The organism is Arthrospiribacter ruber (assembly GCF_019343195.1).
Classification (GTDB): domain Bacteria; phylum Bacteroidota; class Bacteroidia; order Cytophagales; family Cyclobacteriaceae; genus Arthrospiribacter; species Arthrospiribacter ruber.
The window spans coordinates 389,108-408,204 of the sequence record NZ_RPHB01000001.1; the positions used below are offsets into that span (position 1 = coordinate 389,108).

At 40.4% G+C, this 19,097-nt stretch carries 15 protein-coding genes; 4 read left to right on the forward strand and 11 right to left on the reverse strand.

Annotated features, from left to right (window positions below; translation table 11 throughout):
* Positions 1 to 16: 16 nt before the first annotated feature.
* Together EGN73_RS01480 and EGN73_RS01485 are read left to right on the forward strand one after the other, a co-directional pair.
* Complete coding sequence (locus tag EGN73_RS01480) at positions 17 to 1,033, forward strand: LacI family DNA-binding transcriptional regulator (protein ID WP_219286401.1); 1,017 nt, start codon at positions 17 to 19, stop codon at positions 1,031 to 1,033.
* 134 nt (positions 1,034 to 1,167) lie between these two features.
* A complete protein-coding gene (locus tag EGN73_RS01485; RefSeq protein ID WP_219286402.1) occupies positions 1,168 to 2,049 on the forward strand; it encodes an ROK family protein in 882 nt (293 codons plus the stop codon).
* 15 nt (positions 2,050 to 2,064) lie between these two features.
* Here EGN73_RS01485 and EGN73_RS01490 read toward each other — a convergent pair whose 3' ends face one another.
* The 11 genes from EGN73_RS01490 to EGN73_RS01540 form a co-directional block, all read right to left on the reverse strand.
* Positions 2,065 to 3,354, reverse strand: coding sequence for a vanadium-dependent haloperoxidase (locus EGN73_RS01490; protein ID WP_246611415.1), 1,290 nt, complete (start codon positions 3,352 to 3,354; stop codon positions 2,065 to 2,067).
* A 50-nt stretch (positions 3,355 to 3,404) separates the two neighbouring features.
* Complete coding sequence (locus EGN73_RS01495; RefSeq protein ID WP_219286404.1) at positions 3,405 to 6,692, reverse strand: VCBS repeat-containing protein; 3,288 nt, start codon at positions 6,690 to 6,692, stop codon at positions 3,405 to 3,407.
* A gap of 28 nt (positions 6,693 to 6,720) precedes the next feature.
* The gene (locus EGN73_RS01500) at positions 6,721 to 7,959 is read right to left on the reverse strand and encodes an ROK family protein (protein WP_219286406.1); all 1,239 of its coding nucleotides are present in this window, start codon (positions 7,957 to 7,959) and stop codon (positions 6,721 to 6,723) included.
* Between the two features lie 178 nt (positions 7,960 to 8,137).
* The gene (locus tag EGN73_RS01505; RefSeq protein WP_219286408.1) at positions 8,138 to 9,544 is read right to left on the reverse strand and encodes a DUF6600 domain-containing protein; all 1,407 of its coding nucleotides are present in this window, start codon (positions 9,542 to 9,544) and stop codon (positions 8,138 to 8,140) included.
* A 245-nt stretch (positions 9,545 to 9,789) separates the two neighbouring features.
* Complete coding sequence (locus tag EGN73_RS01510) at positions 9,790 to 9,960, reverse strand: Lacal_2735 family protein (protein ID WP_219286410.1); 171 nt, start codon at positions 9,958 to 9,960, stop codon at positions 9,790 to 9,792.
* A 44-nt stretch (positions 9,961 to 10,004) separates the two neighbouring features.
* A complete protein-coding gene (locus EGN73_RS01515; RefSeq protein WP_219286412.1) occupies positions 10,005 to 11,597 on the reverse strand; it encodes a toxin-antitoxin system YwqK family antitoxin in 1,593 nt (530 codons plus the stop codon).
* Between the two features lie 86 nt (positions 11,598 to 11,683).
* On the reverse strand, positions 11,684 to 12,247 hold the full coding sequence (locus tag EGN73_RS01520) for a hypothetical protein (RefSeq protein ID WP_219286414.1): 564 nt from the start codon (positions 12,245 to 12,247) through the stop codon (positions 11,684 to 11,686).
* Positions 12,241 to 13,239, reverse strand: coding sequence for a 3-oxoacyl-ACP synthase III family protein (locus EGN73_RS01525; protein WP_219286417.1), 999 nt, complete (start codon positions 13,237 to 13,239; stop codon positions 12,241 to 12,243). The genes EGN73_RS01520 and EGN73_RS01525 overlap by 7 nt, the downstream gene beginning before the upstream one ends.
* Positions 13,240 to 13,324: 85 nt before the next feature.
* Positions 13,325 to 14,230 carry an MBL fold metallo-hydrolase gene (locus EGN73_RS01530; RefSeq protein WP_219286419.1) on the reverse strand — a complete coding sequence of 302 codons (906 nt, stop codon included), beginning with the start codon at positions 14,228 to 14,230 and terminating at the stop codon, positions 13,325 to 13,327.
* Entirely contained in the window at positions 14,227 to 14,925 is a 699-nt protein-coding gene (locus EGN73_RS01535) for an SOS response-associated peptidase (RefSeq protein WP_219286421.1), read from the reverse strand. Before EGN73_RS01535 ends, EGN73_RS01530 begins: the two co-directional genes overlap by 4 nt.
* Positions 14,926 to 14,947: 22 nt before the next feature.
* On the reverse strand, positions 14,948 to 15,907 hold the full coding sequence (locus EGN73_RS01540) for a YheT family hydrolase (RefSeq protein WP_219286423.1): 960 nt from the start codon (positions 15,905 to 15,907) through the stop codon (positions 14,948 to 14,950).
* A gap of 125 nt (positions 15,908 to 16,032) precedes the next feature.
* Between EGN73_RS01540 and EGN73_RS01545 the strand changes: the two genes are divergently transcribed.
* Complete coding sequence (locus EGN73_RS01545) at positions 16,033 to 17,715, forward strand: pyruvate dehydrogenase complex dihydrolipoamide acetyltransferase (RefSeq protein ID WP_219286425.1); 1,683 nt, start codon at positions 16,033 to 16,035, stop codon at positions 17,713 to 17,715.
* 471 nt (positions 17,716 to 18,186) lie between these two features.
* Positions 18,187 to 18,729: an ATP-dependent protease subunit HslV gene (gene hslV, locus EGN73_RS01550; protein ID WP_219286427.1), complete on the forward strand. Its 543-nt coding sequence runs from the start codon at positions 18,187 to 18,189 to the stop codon at positions 18,727 to 18,729.
* Positions 18,730 to 19,097 lie beyond the last annotated feature (368 nt).

Below are 19,097 nucleotides of genomic sequence, written 5' to 3' on the forward strand. Positions count from 1 at the left end.
TGGGGCTTTTTATTGTATGGCTAAAAAAAGAGTTTCGATAAAAGACATAGCAAAGGCTTTGGGAGTTTCTATCACCACTGTTTCTTTTATCATCAATGGTAAGGCTAGAGAGCAGAGAATAAGTGATGAGGTTTCCAAGAAGGTCAAAGATTATATCAAGGAAGTTGGTTATAAACCGAGCCATGTGGCTCAAAGCCTAAGGTTGGGAAAGTCCAAAATCATAGTATTTATGGCGGAGGATATCTCCAATCAATTTTTTTCTTCTATAGCAAGGTTCATTGAAGAGAAGGCCTATAGAAATGGCTATAAAATCATTTACTGTAGTACAGATAATGATGTAGGAAAGGCCAAAGAATTGATTTCTACTTTTAAAATGAGAAATGTGGACGGGTTTATCATTACCCCGACTCCTGACCTTGAGGACGTAATTAAAGATTTGATGGAAGAGGAATTCCCCGTGGTGCTTTTTGACCGTTGGTTGCCTGATGTAGATTGCAGCCATGTAATAGTGGAAAACAAAAAAAGTGCGTTTGAAGGAACTGATCATTTGATTAAAGAAGGTGTTAAACGGCCCGCATTTATCTCATTGGAATCAGATCAAACCCAGATGATTGACAGAGAAACAGGTTTTAGAGAGGCCATTCAGCAATCAGGAGTGAAGGGTTTGGAGCTCAAACTGAAATTCCATAATTTGGCTGAGTCAGGGCCTTATCAAGAGCTTTTTGAATTTTTCTCAAAAAACAGAGATATAGATGGGGTGTTTTTCGCGACCAATTACCTGGCATTCGAAGGATTGCAGGCCTTGGATTCATTGGGAAGAAATATTCCAAAGGACGTAAAGGTGGTATCATTTGATGATCATTACTTTTTTGGATTGTTCAAGCCTAAAATCACTGCAATTGAGCAACCTTTGGAGACCATTTCTGAAAAATTGATGGAAACTATTTTGAACCATATTGAGGAGTTGGACAAGGGTTATGTATCTAGAAAAATTATCCTTCCCAACAAATTGAACATTCGTGAATCAACCTGACTTTAGAAAGAAAAAAGATCAATTAATTGAGTTTGGATTTTTTTTCATAATTTTGATAAAACCTTTTAGCAGCTTCATTTGGGTAGTTGCTAAAAACTAGATTATAGACCTAAATTACTTTTAAAACCACAGAAATGCCCCATAAAAGGATATTAGCTGGAGATATTGGAGGTTCCCATATTTCCATTGCGCTAATTGAAGAATCTTCTTCGGGAATGAAAATTTTAACATCTTCCCGGACAAACGTCGACTCCTCTGGTTCTAAAGAAGAGATTCTGACCCTTTGGTCAAAAGTTCTTGAACCACTGGTTAATAGCAATCCGGAAATATTGATTGGCTTGGCAATGCCAGCTCCATTTGATTATAAAAATGGCGTTTGTTGGATTAAAGACCAGGGTAAATTTTTGAGTCTGTATGGAGTAAATTTGAAACAGGAGCTTGCAAACAGGCTTTCCATTTCATCTGAAAATTTGTTTTTTGTCAATGATGCGGAAGCTTTTTTGAGAGGGGAGGCTTATTGTGGAAAAGCTCAAGGTTACCAAAATGTCTTAGGCTTGACTTTAGGTTCGGGTTTGGGTTCATCATTTAAGTTTGGAGAAGAGTTTTCGGATGGAGCCTTATGGTCCAAGTCATTCAAAGAGGGAATAGCAGAGGATTACCTCGGTACGGGGTGGTTTTTGAATAAAGGAGAGGCCATCTTTGGAGAAAAACTATCAGGGGTCAAAGAGCTTGTGGAGACCCTTCCAAAGGATGAAGTAAAATCCATTTTTAAAGAATATGCGGCCAATCTAGCGGTGTTTTTGTGGGAGAGTAATCAGAAATATGAGTTGAATCATGTGGTTTTTGGAGGGAATATATGCAAAGCTTCATTTTTGTTTGAAGAGGAATTGAAATTAGAACTACAAAAATTGGGAAGTAATTTGTCATTTGATTTTTCGGAATTAGGAGAAATGTCAGCATTGTACGGCGTAATCAGCTCACTAGCCGAAGAGGACAATGAACTGGTCAATCCTTAGGCCTTCCAAAAATGGTTAATGCTGCACCAAAGCCTCATGCCCTTTGACTTTTTCCAGAATCATTTTTCCGATTTTTCTTCCTTGGACTACACCTTCCTCAATGGCATCTCTAAAATGTATGCCTCCATATAGCCTGGAAATTGCAGCTTCTGCGGCTGCTTCCTCAAATGATCCAAAAGCCCTTTCAGGAAGCCCAAAATAGACCTCCGAGGTATCGATAAATTCGAAATTTTCCCCGAAAAAATCGGTCAGAATCACCGAACTGAGTGTTGATACAACAGAATGCCCGCTGGTATACTCAGGGAATGGTGGAGTCTGAAGCAGTGGCCTCCAGTTGTTGTCCAAGTATTTGGTGATGGCTGATTCGGGTCTTATGCGGTCAGAATCGTACTTTTCTTCCCAACAGCTGATAAAAGCATCGTGCAATCCAGCTGCCACTAAAGCATGAATGTAGAGGGTTTCATTCCAGTCCAGATTAGCCTGTTGTGCAGCAATCCCAGTAATTCCTATCCAGTGTCCTCCTGGAGAGATTTTTTTTATACCAATAGCCATGTGCCCTGAATATTGGACCATAAATGGATTGCAATCCCAGAAATTGGCAATCAACTTTTGTTCATTAGAAAGTTGGGAAGTTACCTCATACACTTCTGTCATTTGCCTGTGAAATGAACTTTCCTCATCCAAAGAAAACACTGCTGGAGGAGTAGGTTTGAAGTTGCTCAATTCATCAAGAAAAAAGGGTGTGATGGTTCTCCATTCCGGTTCTACAGCAGCCATATAGGCGGGAGGAGTAGGGTACCAGTATCCCTCCCCCTTTTTTGGTGAGTACCTTGTAAGGGTACTTAGCTGTGCATAGTTGTCGTTTTTCGCTTTTACCATTACGGTAGTGGCCACTTGCAGGGCAAATTTCTTATTATGCTCCAAATGCTGCTTTTTCAGCTTTTTACTCTTTACATAGTCTTTTTCCAATTCTGACTTTGCCTGGGAAAGTGATGCCCCTGATGGCATTATTTGACTGCCTACTTCCAACATCGCAAAAACAGCACAAAAATAAGGATCAATATTTTCAGGGATTTCAAAGTTAATTTCCGGCTTACTGTTTATGTGATTTGCCAAACTATTGTCCAAGTGTTTGTTTTCTGCAAGTTCCCATGCAAGATGTGCAGCAAGCGTTGTGTATGCATAAAAGCGCGCAGCTGCCGGTGGCGAAGCTACATCAGTTACCATGACTTCTGTGATCTTAAAAAGATTGTCAATATAAAGCTGGGTAGGGGGTATTCCTTTTGTTTGGCTTGCCAATGGCATTCCGGTCAAAATTAAGGTTAAGAAAAAGCAATATCGAAATAGTAACAGCATTATGGATTGAGCTCAATGGCCTGAATGGCCCCGTTGTTTACTCCAAAATAATACTTTTTTGGTTGTGAAGGCAAATTTACAATGGATTTGACATCTCCATATAGCCGGAGCCCAGACTTTTGTTGGTCTATGTAATCAAATTCACCATCGCCTTTGCCTCTAAAAAGCTGGCCATAACTGGCATCAATGACACCCAGCCTTAACCTTATTTGAGATTGATTTCCTGCCAAAAGTAGATCAGGATTACCGTCTTCATCAAAATCCAAAACCTGAATGGCATAAACAGGAGCAAATTGTGCCTCAATTGGAAGTGGAGTGGCTTCAAATAAGCCTCCATTGTTGATCAAAACCATTGACCTCAATTCGTTAGCTTTCAGGATGGATGCTTTTTTAAGCCCCTCTTTTCCCAACACCTTTTCTATTGTGGCATTTGCATAAGATTCGTAATCGGTAAACTTGCTTCTCATGCTGTACATCTGATCCAAAAGCTCGTCCCGGCTTGGAAAAGGATATTCTTTACCTTGTATAAAATAACTTAAAATAGGATCTATCGAAGAGTTGTCATCAAAATCGCCGAAATAGAGGCTAAGTGGTTCGTCTGAAGATGGGTTAAATTGTGAATTCAAGCCAAAATTTCCAGCTATTACGTCCATTTTTCCATCATTATTGAAATCGCCTGCCTCTAATTTCGTCCACCAGCCTAGAGGGTTATCGGGAAGGTATTCCAAGCTTTTGTCCTGAAATTTTTCACCTTCAGTATTTTCAAGAAATATGATTGGGGTATATTCTCCTGCCAAAATCAAGTCCTTTCTTCCATTACCATTTAAATCAAGGACTGCTACATCTCTGATCATACCCAGCTTGCCGCCTTCCGGAAGTGCCATTTCTGAAATATCTGAAAAATTCCCTCTACCATCATTTAATAAAAGAATGCTTTTGGGCGATTCGGGATATTTTCCAGGAACAATCCTACCTGCCACAAATAGGTCTAAATGTCCGTCTCCATCAAAGTCAAAAGAGACTACCTTGGACGCACTTGACCTGATTCTGGGGAGCTTGTCGGCGCTTATCTTTAAATTGCCTTGCCCGTCATTGAGGTATAACCTGTCCTGTAAAGATTCATCGCTGCTTAAGTAATCATGGTATCCTCCGCTCGCGATGTAAAGATCCAGAAGACCATCTCCATCAGCGTCAAAAAAGACCGCACTGGCATCTGTGAATTCTTCGTCGGATTCAAACACGCTGTAAGTTTTCCATTCACCATTTTCTTGGCGGAACATTTTACCTGGATAACCTTTAGTGCCCCCTACAAATACTTCTTCCAAGCCATTACCACTTACGTCTCCGGCAGCCATTATAGGGCCGATATAGGAGGGCATTTCAAGCAACATGGGCTCTCTTTTGAAATCGTTGAAACCATATTCCTCATGTCGGTAAGGAATTGGATTTGCTCCGTTGGTAAAAATGGGTTTGGGTTTTTCGTAGGTCTGATGACCCATGGAAGCTTCATTTTCTTTGATGGAAAGTGTGGTATTGACTTTAGGATTTTGGATCACAGAAGACTTTCCTCCAGGCCAAATCACTTTTATAGAATCGATTTTGGAATTTCCTCCCAGTCCAAAATGCAAAGTTGTACTCACAGAGGATTGGAAACCCCTTACGGGTGACTGTTCCTGAAAGTAATTGCCTTCTGAGGTGTATACTGTTACTTTGCTTCCAATTCCTGATGTGTTGCCTGAATTTCCTTCCAGTTTTACTTTGATAAAATAGTTTTCAGCTGGATGGTTGTTCCTGTAAATAGAAGCAGCTTGGTTGATATTGTTGACGATCAGATCAAGTTTTCCATCATTATTTAAGTCTGCATAGACAGCGCCACTTGAGAAATTGGGCTGGTGCAATCCGGCATCTCTAGTGTGATTTTGGAAGGTGAGATTGCCAGTATTCCCGAAAAAATAATTGGAGATGGGCGTAGAACTCATGGAAGTAACCAAGTGAAGTGTGTCCGCTTTTTCTCCTGCTACAGCTGTTTTGAAGTAATAATCTCCTTTGTATTTTAAAAAATCCCTGTTAGTATAATCTCGATAATATCCGTTGGTGACAAAGAGGTCCTTGTGCCCATCATTGTCCGCATCAAAAAACAAAGCAGACCAGGACCAATCTGTGTTGGAAATCCCCGAGAGCTGACCGATTTCGCTGAACATTCCTTCTCCATGATTTAAATGGAGCATATTTCTCATATTTTGGTGATAAAATCCGCGATTGACCATCAGGGCATACTGTTCATAGTTCTCCGGGCCATAGAGTAGTTTTTGCCGCTTGTTATCTTCTGGAAGCATGTCCAAAGTAAAAATGTCAGGAAGGCCGTCATTGTTCATATCAGCAATGTCCAGGCCCATGGAAAAATGGGAGATATGCTGCAAGTAATCAGGCAATCTGTCTGAGAAAGTACCATCTCCATTATTAATATAAAGGTAGTCGGGCTCTATGTAATCATTGCTTACATACAGGTCAATCCAGCCGTCACCATTCAGATCAGAAGCTACTACTCCAAGCCCGAAACCTAAGGCAGAACCTTTTATGCCCGCTTCTTGGGTGATGTCTGTGAATTTTCCCCCATCATTTCTGTACAATTTATCACCTGCAAAGGGATGCCTTTTTTGCCTTGCATCGTCAAATTCTATTTCATTGATGACTTCTATATGGTGATTAAGCAAATACAGGTCAAGGTCACCGTCATTGTCAAAATCAAAAAAAAGGGCTTGGGTAGAATTGGAAGGGTCATCTAAGCCGTAGTCTTTGGCTGACTCTACAAAGGTAAGGTCTCCCTGGTTGATAAATAGCTCGTTTCTTCGGCTATCCAGGTTTCCATTTCCGGAGTAGCACACATAAATATCCAAAAGGCCATCTCCATTGATATCCACCACGCTCACTCCTGTAGTCCATGATTTTTTGCCTCCAACTCCTGCAGACTTGGTAATATCTCTGAATTTGAAATCACCAAGGTTGAGGTACAGTTTGTTTTCTGTCATGTTTCCGGTGAAAAAAATATCCTCCAAACCGTCATTGTTGAAGTCCCCTACAGCCACTCCACCTCCATTATAAAAGTACTCGTAAGTCAGGATGTTGTTGCTTTTGTCTTCTGTAAGTTTGTTATTGAAACTGACCCCTGACTTTCTCGAAGAGATGGATTCAAAATAAGCAGACTTGTTTGCTGGAATTTCTCCAAATGGAATCACTCCGGCAAAAAGCAATATTGAAATAAGTAGAAAATACACTGTAAACTTCATACTGCACTCAGGTCTTAATTTTTCTTTCCTAAGCCTGGAAAATTTCTTCGAATATTTTTTCGTTGACTACTGCCACTCCTCCAAGCAGTCCCACTTCTTTGCCAAGTTTATAGATAGTAAGGTCGGTACTTTCCCTCGTTTTAGGCATGCTATAAATATTCAAAGCTTGTTGAATTGGTATAGTCAGGTACTGTTTGGCTTCTGCCACAGATCCACCCAATATGATAAGCTCTGGATTTAGGAGTTGCAAGAGGATAGAAATTCCTCTTCCCAGAAAGAGACCTGCTTCGGATAGAATGGTGATGGCACGCTGATCTCCTGCCAATGCGGCTTCTACCACTAAAGCCGGTTCTATTTCATGATCATTTTCCTTGACCATTCTGGCCAAAATGGAGTCTTCGTCAAGCTGTATGGCTTCATTGGCCATTTTAACTATGGCAGTTCCTGATGCGACTGTTTCCAGGCTGGTGTTTTTATTGATTGAATTGTTTTCGCTGTTTTCAAAAATAGGAGAGTGGCTGAATTCTCCCGCAAAGCCAGATGCCCCATGATAAAGTTTGCCATCTATTATGATACCTATACCGATTCCCCAGCCTATAAATATGCCGAGCACATTTTTATGGGATTCTTTTTGGCCAAACTTAAACTCCGCTAATGTCATGGCCCGGGCATCATTTTCCAAGAAAACCTGCCTACCTAATTTTGACTCGAAGTTTTCCAACAAACTTTTTTTACCAAACTTTAAATAGGTATGGTTGACACCGTTAGCTGAATCAATCAAACCCGGCATGGAGATACCTATGGCTATAATCTTGTTTTCAGAAACTCCGGACTTTTTTTTATGCTCTTCAATGAACTCACAAATTTTGTCAAAAGTCTCTTTTTCATTGTTGAGCTGGAGTTTCAGTATTTCAGGTTCAGTCACAGAATTGTTGAGGCTGTTGTATATCGCCACGCGTGTTCTGAATTTATTGATATCGACTGACACTATGTAGAAAGCATCCTCAGCAAGTCTGTACAGGTCCGGTTTTCTTCCTCCTTGGGATTCCGCTCTGCCATGTTTGATGACTTCTCCTGAGTTCATCAGATCGCTCAACAGAGAGTTTACGGTGGGTAAGCTTATACCGACTTCATTGCACATTTCTCCTGCAGTGTTGCTGCCTTTTGTATATAAATTCTTGATCAGCTTTAATTTGTTGATGTAGCTTTTCATTTCTACTACACCATCAGCTTTTTCGAGTGATTTCTTCGGGTTAATTAGGTTCATGTGTTAAAAATTTAGATCAAATAAGTAAAAATTTATAGAATAATAAAATGGCTTAAGTAAAAAAATAGATGATACTATCAAAAACTCGATTAAAATCTGGTCAATTTTTAAAAATTTAAGGGAGGGTTATCGAAATTAAAGGAGAAAGCCACCGCTAAGGTGGCTTTCTCCTTTAATTTTAATTCCCTCCTCTGCCTGAAGAGCTTCTGCCTGAAGAGCTTCTGGAGCTGGTTCCTGATGAACTGCTCCTGCTAGGTGCAGATCTGACCGCAGGGGAGCTTTGTCTGCTTGAAGATCCACTGCTCACCCTAGGGCTACTTTGCCTGCTCGGAGCGCTGCTTCTTACTGCCGGACTGCTGGATCTATTTGATGATCCTCCGCTTCTGACAGCAGGAGAACTGCTTCTTGATTGCGAACCACTTCTTACCGCAGGAGAACTTGACCTTTGGTTTTGCTGAGGCCGTACAGTTGAGCTATTTTGATTTCTGTTGCTTCTTTGGTTGACCGCTGGGGCAGAAGACCTTTGATTGGTTCCTGATTGCTGTACCCTGGAATTGTTTCTTTGAGCAGGGCTAGTTGCAGTTTGGTTGCTTCTTGAAGATCCAGAACCCCTGATAGCTTCTCTGTTGGTATTTCTGGTAGCAGGAGCAGCAGTTCTGCTTTGACTCTGTGGGGTACTCTGAATCCTTGTTCCTTGAGTGTTACCCCTAGTAGCAGACCCTGCACTCTGAACAGCCTGGTTGTTTCTGCTATTTTGAGCATTCTGATTGATCCTACTTCTTCTGTCAGTGTTCTTAAACTCGTCCGCGGTAATTGCTCTTTGAGGCCTTGCTGCATCATTTACTGATCTGGAGGAAGCTACCTGAGGTCTATACACACTGAGGGTATTGTTGTTCAAGGTGTTTCGTCCAGGTCTATTGGTTTCATTGACCTGATATACCGGGACATTTGATCTGGTAGTTCTTTGAAGCTCAGTTCTAGACGGACCTGTATAATATGTGGTATTATTGTTTACGTAGGTATTGTTGATGATGGTGGTTTTGTTATACACATTCACCACATTGTGACTAGGGATAAAGTATCTGTGGAAATACCTAGCTCTGAACCTTCTTTGAGGTAAAAAGACCCAGTGTCTTGCTGGCATGTAAATACCAATGTTTACGTGCATGCCAGGGCCTAAAGGAGCCCATCCATAGTATCCTCCACCGGTTCTCCAGCTGACCCAAGCCGGTCCCCACTCATATCCGGGAACCCAGGCCCAACCGTAGAAGTCACTCCAGAACCACCTTCCATAATGGAAAGGGGCCCATCCCCATACGTAATTGGACACCCAAGTATTGCCAAAATTGGTCATGGTCCAGTAGCCATTGGTTACATAAGGCTGGAAGTTGGCATCTACATAAGGTACCCAAACATAGCCATGATTAGGGTCCATTACCCAGTCTCCGTATGGTGCAAGTTCATTATAGAATATCTGAAATGAAACACTACCATTGTGAGGGGCTGCATCAGCTCTCTGGAACAGAGCCATACCGACGCCTAGCATCAGCACCATGCATATTCGATATAGGATTGTAGTTTTCATGATAATAGGATTTAGTGTGTTTGGTTGATTTTACGCTAAAAAATGAAATTAAGTTTTGTTAAAATTTTAATAAAAAGAATAAAAAATTAGCAAAACCGTTTTAGCAAATTTTCATATTGATAATGGTTTCGGAGAAAATGAAAAAAATCTATCCTGTATATCAATAACTTAAGCGGAGTGGGATTGGCAATAAGAAAAGTTCCACTGTTAAACATAAAAAAATCCGGGAATTCCCGGATTTTTGATCACTTCTTTTTCAAAGTATCTATCTTCTTGGCGACTTCTTCTGCCTCTGCCATCAACTTATCTGCCTCAGTCCTATTACTGTGAGAAATCTTATGTGATTTTTCCAGCAGACTCTTGTATGTTTCCTGAAGCTTTTCCAGTTCTGTCTTTTTCTTAAATAGTCCAAACATGTCCTTTTTTAGAAATAGAACTGAAAAGTAGCAATATGGTTTTATCAGTTGAAGTTGGTGAATGGTATTTCACTTCTCATTTCATCTTCTTCCGTTACGATTTCATCGTCTTTGAAATTGATGATCTGTTCCAGTCGGCCATTTTGATTGTAGTATCTCCATGCACCTTCTTTCTTGCCATCTTCCATTTTTCCTTCAGAAGCTTTGTTTCCATTTTCATGGAAATATATCCAGGTGCCTTCAGGCTTGCCCATTTCATAATTTCCCTCAGACTCCTTTTTACCTGAGGTGTAATAAGTGATTCTTGTACCGTTACCATCCTGAAGTGTACCTTTATCCAAAGTACCACTACCATCATAAGTATTGTAATCAGAGACATTCATCAGTCTGCCATTGCTCCAGGTTTCTTCCTGCGTCAGTTGCTTATTGTCATAAAACAAACCCCAAACACCGTTTTCGAAGCCAAGAAAATAACTTCCAATGGATTTAAGCTGACCACCGTCATAATAATAAATCCATTGTCCATTTTCTGATCCCAATGAATATTCGCCTTCAGCGATAAGTACGCCTATTTTGTTGAAATATTTCCAAAGACCGGTCTTTAGGTCATTTCTATATTCCCCAATTGAATATAGAGTACCTTCGGGAAAGAAATTCCTCCAAAGTCCATCTTTTACCCCACTTTTATACTGACCTTTCACAGAGACTTTGCCATTGGCATGAAACTCTTCATATTCTCCTACAGGCAAACCTAACTCATAAGTTTTCTTCTTGGATAGACTTCGGTTAGGGAAATACTCTTCCCATGTTCCTACGGGAATATCATTTTCGTACCTCTCGATTCTTGCTAACCTTCTGTTTTCATAGTAAAATTTCCATTCTCCAGTTCTGTTGCCTCTCTCATCATAATTCCTTTCAGACTCAAGCACTCTTGTCCCAGGAAAGAAAGATTCCCATTTACCGACTCTACGGCCATTGTTGTATTCGCCTCTTTCTTCTACTATTTTATTGAAAGAATAGCGGGTAAATGTGCCATGAGGCCTGTTGTCCTGATAATTGACGGTCAGAAGGAGATCACCATCTATAGAAAATTCCTGATAGGTGCCGTGCTGATTTCCCTTTTCGTAAGTTTGTATGATTGCAGGTTCACCATTGTTGTAATAAGTGACCCATCTGCCATCTCTTTTGCCCTCTGCAAACTGGCCTTCTACTTTGATCTGTCTGGGGTTGAAAAAATCCGGTTGACCTGATCTGCCGTAATATTCCCGGTAAGGGCCTATGGCTACACTGTCTTTGAAGACCCGGTCTAGCTTCATAGCACCGGTGGAGTCATATTCACGAAAAACGCCATTCAATTTGTTGTCCTTGTACTCGGCTTCCAACTGCCTGTTTCCATTGCTATGAAATACAATGGCAAGACCGTCTCTCAGGCCCTGTCTGAACGTAATGGTCTGTATCAGTCTATTGGTTTTTGGGTTTTCAAATTTCCAGAGACCTTCCATTAGTCCGTTGTTCATAATTCCAGTTCCCATAAGGGTAGAATCAGCATTATAAATGGATACAACATTGGAATTTCCTTGGCTCCAGACGTTGAGACTGAATAAGCAAAAGGTGACAATACCAAAAATATATTTCATATATGAGGAATCTATGTTTGTCTAAAGATTACGAAATCTTAACTACTCGGTTCTAAATTAGGTTAAATTGTCCAAAATAGGAAAACCTAAAATGTATAATCAAATGCCTTGCCTATCTTTTCCAACAACATGTCAAAGTTTTTTAAAAACTCTCTTTCAAGAATAATTTTTTCCCATACTATCATCAAATTGCCCGGATTATCAACTGGTTTAACATCTTTTACCGGCAAAGACTGAACGAGGATTTCTGGGTATGCAAAAGGTTTTTTAAGAGAATAAAAATAGCTTTCCACTGCTGAATCTTTTATTCCAGAGAGATATTTGTTTACTTTTTCCCCACCTAAATAGACAAAAAAGAACATTCCCTTACCGACCCAATGCAAGATGCGAATATTGAAGCCATGATCTATATCGAAATTTCTTCCTATGTCGAGCACTTGATAGGGAAAGCCATCCAAGTTATAACCTTGACTGATTTTATTGCCTTTGGAATGGATATATCTTCCAACTTGGTCTCTTATGGGAAAAGCATTCGCTAATTCGGTAAATAAATCAAGGATTTTTTTCTTTTCTACAGCATAATTTTTGAAAAAAGAGTTTGCGCTTTCCAAAAATTCCAGATCAATTTTGTCCTTTTGTTCATTCACCATTTTAGCAAAGCTGAAGCCCATGTAAATCCGCTTCCAAAAGCAGCTAGACATACCAAATCACCTTCTTTTAGCCTTCCTTGTTCCCAAGCTTCGCTTAAAGCGATAGGGATAGTGGCTGCTGTAGTATTACCCAAGTGCATGATATTGTTGAAAACTTTTTCATCGGGCAGACCGAGTTTTTGCTGGATATAATTGCTGATCCTGAGGTTGGCCTGGTGAGGTACCAAAAGATCAATTTCCGATTTGTCTTTGGCATTTGCGTCCAAGGCTTCCTGGATTACTTCCGAAAACCTTACTACAGCATGTTTGAAAACGGCATTGCCATTCATCTTCAAGAAAAAATCACCTGCATCAATCATCTCAGGGGATATCCTTACTTCTCTGCTGCTGCCCGGATCACTGCAATATAATTCTTCTGCATAGTCACCGTCGGCATGTAAGTGAGTGGAAAGAATGCATGAATCCTCATTTTCACTGACACTTAGTACAGCTGCTCCCGCTCCATCAGCAAATATCACCGCGCTGGATCTGCCTTCATCACTTTTATCCAAAGCGGAAGACTGTATTTCGGCGCCTACCACCAAGATGTTGCGGTACATTCCGGTCTTGATAAACTGATCTGCCACCGAGAGTGCATAAATAAATCCCGAACAGGCATTTCGTATGTCCAAGGCTCCAATTCCTTGCATTCCTAGTTCTCTTTGTAAAAGAACTCCATTTCCCGGAAGGAAATAGTCAGGGGTAATCGTTGCAAAAACAATAAAATCTATATCAGAAGCTTGTAGTCCTGCCCGTTCCAACGCCATCTTTGATGCTGCTGCTGACATACTGGTAACGGTATCTTTCCCAGGGGTAAACCACCTTCTTTCCTGAATACCGGTACGCTCCACAATCCATTCATTATTGGTATTCATAATTCCGGATAGGTAATCATTGGTGATCACCCGCTCTGGAACATAATGGCCTACACCTTTTATTTTTGATTTTTTCATAAACTAAGTTATTTGGGTTCTTAGGAAATTCTTCTTGAGCAGTACAAATATCCCACTTTATAGTCCTATTCGCAAAAAGAGAAGATCATTGAATTCTTCCTTGGCTTTTTAATTTCCAGTACCTGTACAAACCAGCGACCGACATCCAACTTGGATTAGCATATTCATACACTTTGATCAACTCATCAGTACAACCCTCATCCCTAAGCTGTTGTTGGGTGAATTTCATAAATTCAGGTATGATTTCTTTTTGATCCCTATTATTTTCAAAGTGAGGTTTGATCCACAAAGCCCAGGTGTCCAAGGTGTTTTCCAAATGATCCAGATGCCTTGAAATTTCATCAATGCGTCCAAAGTGTGTCAGAAAAAGCATTTTTGCATCTTCTTTACGAAGAATGTCCAAGGATTTTTTCCAATCCTCCAAGTGTATATCAGGTGGAGGGCAGGGGGGAACTACATGGCCGTTTCCGATTTTCACACCTGCTACATCTCCGGTGAAAATCACATCTCCAACCATCCAGCTGATATGATGGCTGGCATGTCCGGGAGTATGCAAAGATTTCAACTTGACATTGCCAATTGTCACCTCCTCAAGGTGTGAAACTGGTTTTAGCTTGGCCTGTGGTATAGGTTCCATTTTTCCCCAAAGGTATTCCATCTGGTCGCCATAAATCTGAGCTGCCGAATTCCATAGCTTTTCAGGCTGATGGAGGTGGGGGACACCTGCTGGATGTAGATATATATCTACTCCTAAAGCTGCCAGCTTCCAAGCAGCACCGGCATGGTCAAAATGTATATGTGAAAGAAATACACCCTGAATTTCTTTAAGGCTCCAGCCAAGGTCAGTGATACCTTTTTCAAGTTGGGGGAAGGTGCTTTCCGGGCCCGTTTCTATCATAATGGGACCTGATGTAGTTTCAATCAGGAAACAGGCAATGGCTTCTTCTGTTTCCAAAAATTTTAAATCATTGATGTGGATTTTTTCTCTCATCCGAAAAGGGTGTAATTTCCAAATTGATCCATGGGGGATGTTTTTCTGATCAGGGAAGGATTATCGTTTTTGATCTGATTGACCTGCTGGGAAACTGTATAGCTTAGCATGGTGTCGGCAGAGTAAGTTTTTAGCATGGAAAGAAGGTCATTTTCAGGAGTGTACTTATCCAGCCATTTTTTTTCATTTTCCTTAGCCAAAATAACGGGCATCCTGTCATGGATGTCACTTACCAAAGAGTTGGGCTCAGTGGTCAGTATCAAAAAGGTGTGTTTGGTTTCCCCCGCTTCATTCTCATATTCTTCCCAAATCCCTGCAAAAGCAAAAGCTTCGCCTTCTTTCACTGTAAAGCGGTAGGGAATTTTGGTCTTTTTTCCCACTTTTTTCCATTCATAGAATCCATCGGCAGGTATAAGGCATCGTCTTGAGACAAAGGAGTTTTTGAAGGAGGCTTTTTGATTAACCGTTTCTGCCTTCGCATTAATGAATTTCTGGGAAACGGGCTTGTTTTTGGCAAAATCCGGTGTGATGCCCCAATAGAAAAATGAAAAGCCTTTTGGGCTGTCAGAAGTAATGACAGGCACAAGTTGGGTGGGGGCAATGTTGTATCTCGGCTTGAATTCCCCGAGCATTTCTGCCTGAAATCTTTCTTCTAATTCTATTTTACTTTTGCTGAGTGAATATCTTCCGCACATGAACGCATTGATTTTTTGAAAATTACAGATCTCTGGTGATAAATTCAAATGCCCTGCGCTCCGACCAATAGATATCTTCCTTTTTTCTTGGGCTGAAGCCGACATGTCCTCCATATTTAGGGAATTCCATCCACACATTAGACAGTTCTCTTCCCAGAGTGATAGGGAAACATTTTTCACTCAGAAAGGGATCGTTTTGCGCATTGAGAATGAGACTTGGTAACTGGATTTTTTCCAGAAAATACAAGGAAGAATTTTTCTCGTAATAGTCGTGAGCATCTTTAAATCCATGCAAAGGCCCTGTAAAGTGATCATCGAAATCTTTGAGGGTTTTTATTTTTCTGAGGATGCCTACAGGAATTTCATCAGGAAAAGCATTGGCTTTTTGGATGACTTTTTCTTTTAAAGTTTTCAAAAATCGGTTGGCATAGATGATGTTTTCTCCTGTAGATATTTTGATAGAGGAAGACTCCAAATGCAAGGGGACACTGATTGCTACCGCTTTTTTGAGCTTTCCAGATCGTTCTCCTATTTCACCTGCGTATTTTAAAGTTAGATTGCCACCCAGGCTAAAACCGATGAGAAAGATTTCACTGTAGGGTTTTTGAGCGTGCTGTACCACTGAGTCCAGGTCATACGTGGCACCGGAATGATAGAAAATCGGTTTTTTATTCAATTCTTCACTGCATCCACGGTAATTCCAGGTAAGCACATCAAAGCCGTTGGTAAAAAAATGTCTTGCCATTCCTGTCATATAAGGCCTTCTACTATTGCCCTCCAATCCATGGCTGATGATGACCAGTTTTTCGGATCCCTTCCTTAGCCAGTCGAGGTCCAGAAAGTCTCCGTCAGGGGTATTAACTCTTTCTCTTTCAAATGGTAAGGGAAATGCCTGCCTAAAAACACTTGGTATTATCGTCTGTAAATGACCGTTAAATTGCCATTTGGGATGATCATATTCAATCTTTTTTATGAGGGGCATCTTCAAACAAATTGGGGAATTGCGCTGTTTTCAATCCTGAAAATACTACTATTAAATTTGAATGTAGACTTTTTAAGAACTATTTTTGGACTGCTTTTAATTTTAGAATAGGATATAAATAACATATGGCCGAAATAATACGAATGCCCAAAATGAGTGATACCATGGAAGAAGGTGTCATTGCAGCGTGGTTGAAAAAAGTAGGAGATTCCGTTAAACCAGGAGATATTTTAGCTGAAGTGGAGACTGATAAAGCTACCATGGAGCTAGAATCATATGAGGAAGGCATACTTCTTTATATAGGTGTGGAAGAAAAAGATGCGGTCCCTGTCAATGGTGTCATTGCCATCATTGGTGAAAAGGGTGAAGATATCGAAGCGCTTCTTAAGGATATTGAGAGCGGGGATTCTTCAAATTCTGCATCTGACAAAAAGGAAGAAAAATCCGAAGAGAAAGAAGAAAGTAAGCCTGAAAAGGAAGAAGGCAAGAAAGAGTCTTCACCAAAAGAAGAAATAGATACTTCAAATATCAATGCTACTGTCATCACCATGCCTAAAATGAGTGATACCATGACAGAAGGTGCCATTGCCTCTTGGCTGAAAAAGGTCGGAGATGATGTAAAGTCAGGTGATATCATAGCCGAAGTGGAAACGGACAAGGCTACTATGGAACTGGAATCTTATGAAGATGGCAACCTACTGTATATCGGTGTGGAAGCTGGTGATTCGGTGGAGATTGACGGTGTCATAGCTATCATCGGAGAAAAAGGAGCAGACTATGAGACACTATTAAAAGCCCACAAGGCCAAGTCTGATTCTTCCGAAGCACCTGCAGAGGAGAAAAAAACAGAAGAAAAGAAAGAAGAGAAAAAATCTGAAGCACCAAAAGCTGAAGATAGCAAACCTTCATCTTCAGGTTCTTCTTCGTCATCATCTGACGGAGAAAGAATAAAAGCTTCACCTCTTGCCAAGAAAATGGCATCTGATAAAGGGATAGACATTACTTTGGTAAAAGGTTCCGGAGAAAATGGAAGAATAGTAAAAAGGGATATTGAAAACTTCACTCCTCCTGCCAGCCAAGCTGCTTCTCAATCTGCTGAAGGTGCAGCTGCCCCGGCAGTAGGGCAGGAGTCTTATAAGGAAGAGAAGGTTTCCCAAATGAGGAAAGTGATTGCCAAGAGACTTGCCGAAAGCAAGTTTACTGCACCTCACTTCTACCTCACCATGGAGATCAATATGGATAAGGCTATTGAAGCCAGAAAAAGTATGAACGAAGTGTCTCCTGTCAAGATTTCATTTAATGACATGGTGATCAAAGCTGCAGCTGCAGCCCTTCGTCAGCATCCCAAAGTAAATTCCTCTTGGCTAGGAGATAAGATCAGATACAATGACCATATTCACATAGGAATGGCTGTGGCTGTAGAAGAAGGCCTTCTTGTGCCTGTGATCCGATTTGCTGACTCAAAGTCTCTGTCTCAAATTTCCAATGAGGCTAAATCGCTAGGAGGAAAAGCCAAGAATAAAGAACTTCAGCCCAAGGATTGGGAAGGTAATACTTTCACCATATCTAATCTGGGGATGTTTGGTATAGAAGAATTCACAGCTATCATCAATCCACCGGATGCCTGTATCTTGGCAGTGGGAGGAATCAAGGAAACTGTTATCGTCAAGAATGGACAAATGCAGGTAGGCAATGTGATGAAAGTGACACTTTCCTGTGACCATAGGGTAGTGGATGGAGCTGTAGGTTCTGCGTTCCTACTGACTTTGAAAGGTCTCTTGGAAGATCCTGTACGTATTCTGATCTAAACTGTAATTTGAAATATGCCAAAAAGTCCTGATTTGTCAGGACTTTTTGTTTTTGTATAGTTGTTGAATATCATCAATATAAGATAGATATACGGAATGATACCAGGAAAATTATTTACAACTGCTCCTTTATTAACTTCGATACTAATTGATATTAGATATTAATAGATATTAATTTGGAAAACCCATTTGTATCAGAAATTGATGCTATTGGTAAAGAAGCATATAATCATGAAGTAAATATTGTTGAAATATTTCGGTCGTCTGATAGGTAAGGATCATTTATATGATTCAAGAAGTAGCGACAAACCTCGTTATTAGATTTCTGTAAAAATGGCCGGTTAAATATTTCAATTCACAATAATTTTATTCACTACTGGTGTATTTCTTTATTTCATCTCAAATCTCAAAATCTTCAAATGAGCTATTTGTCTTTCGTCTCATATCTCACATCTTAAGTCTAAAAAAGAAATGGAAAAAATAAAATCAACTACCGTCGTGGCTATCAAGCACAACGGAGAAGTAGTCATAGGGGCTGATGGTCAGGCCACCATGGGGAACACAGTCGCTAAAAGTACAGTAAACAAAGTCAGAAAATTGCAAGGTGGGAAAATCGTCACCGGATTTGCAGGATCCACGGCAGATGCATTTACCCTGCTTGAGAAATTTGAGGAGAAGCTTGGTGCTTTTGGTAACAACATGAAGCGTGCAGCGGTAGAACTGGCAAAAGAATGGCGAATGGACAGGATGCTGAGTAAGCTTGAAGCCATGATGATTGTGGCGGATCAGGATGATATACTGATCATTTCCGGAACAGGAGATGTGATTGAACCTGATCTAGGAATTGCTACTATCGGTTCGGGAAGCATGTATGCCCAATCTGCTGCCAGAGCGCTGAAAAAATTTGCCACCCACTTGTCTGCTGAAGAAATGGTAAGAGAAAGCCTTGGCATAGCTGCTGATGTCTGCATCTATACGAACCATAACCTAGTGGTCGAGAAAGTTAATGGCTAATACCTGATCTTCAATATTTAAAGAAAGCGATTTTTCAAGCATGAAGAATCGCTTTTTTTTGGATGAAGAATGGTTTGAATATTTTTTCTATGACCTTAGACCTCTTATTTAATAATATGATTATCCGCTTACTTACAAGTAGAATCAAAATAATGTAACAAACCTATGATTTCTAGCCAATATCAATGAATATCCAATATCTATAAGTATCGGATTGATCTAGGCCCTTATTTAAATTGGTTATTGGTATAATTGCGGATATACATATTTAATAATTTTAAAACGAGATCACCTATGGGTCTAAAGCATTTTTTTGAAATCTAATCCGTTTTATAGAGCTTTTCTAAACTTCATTGCCCTTTTCTAGG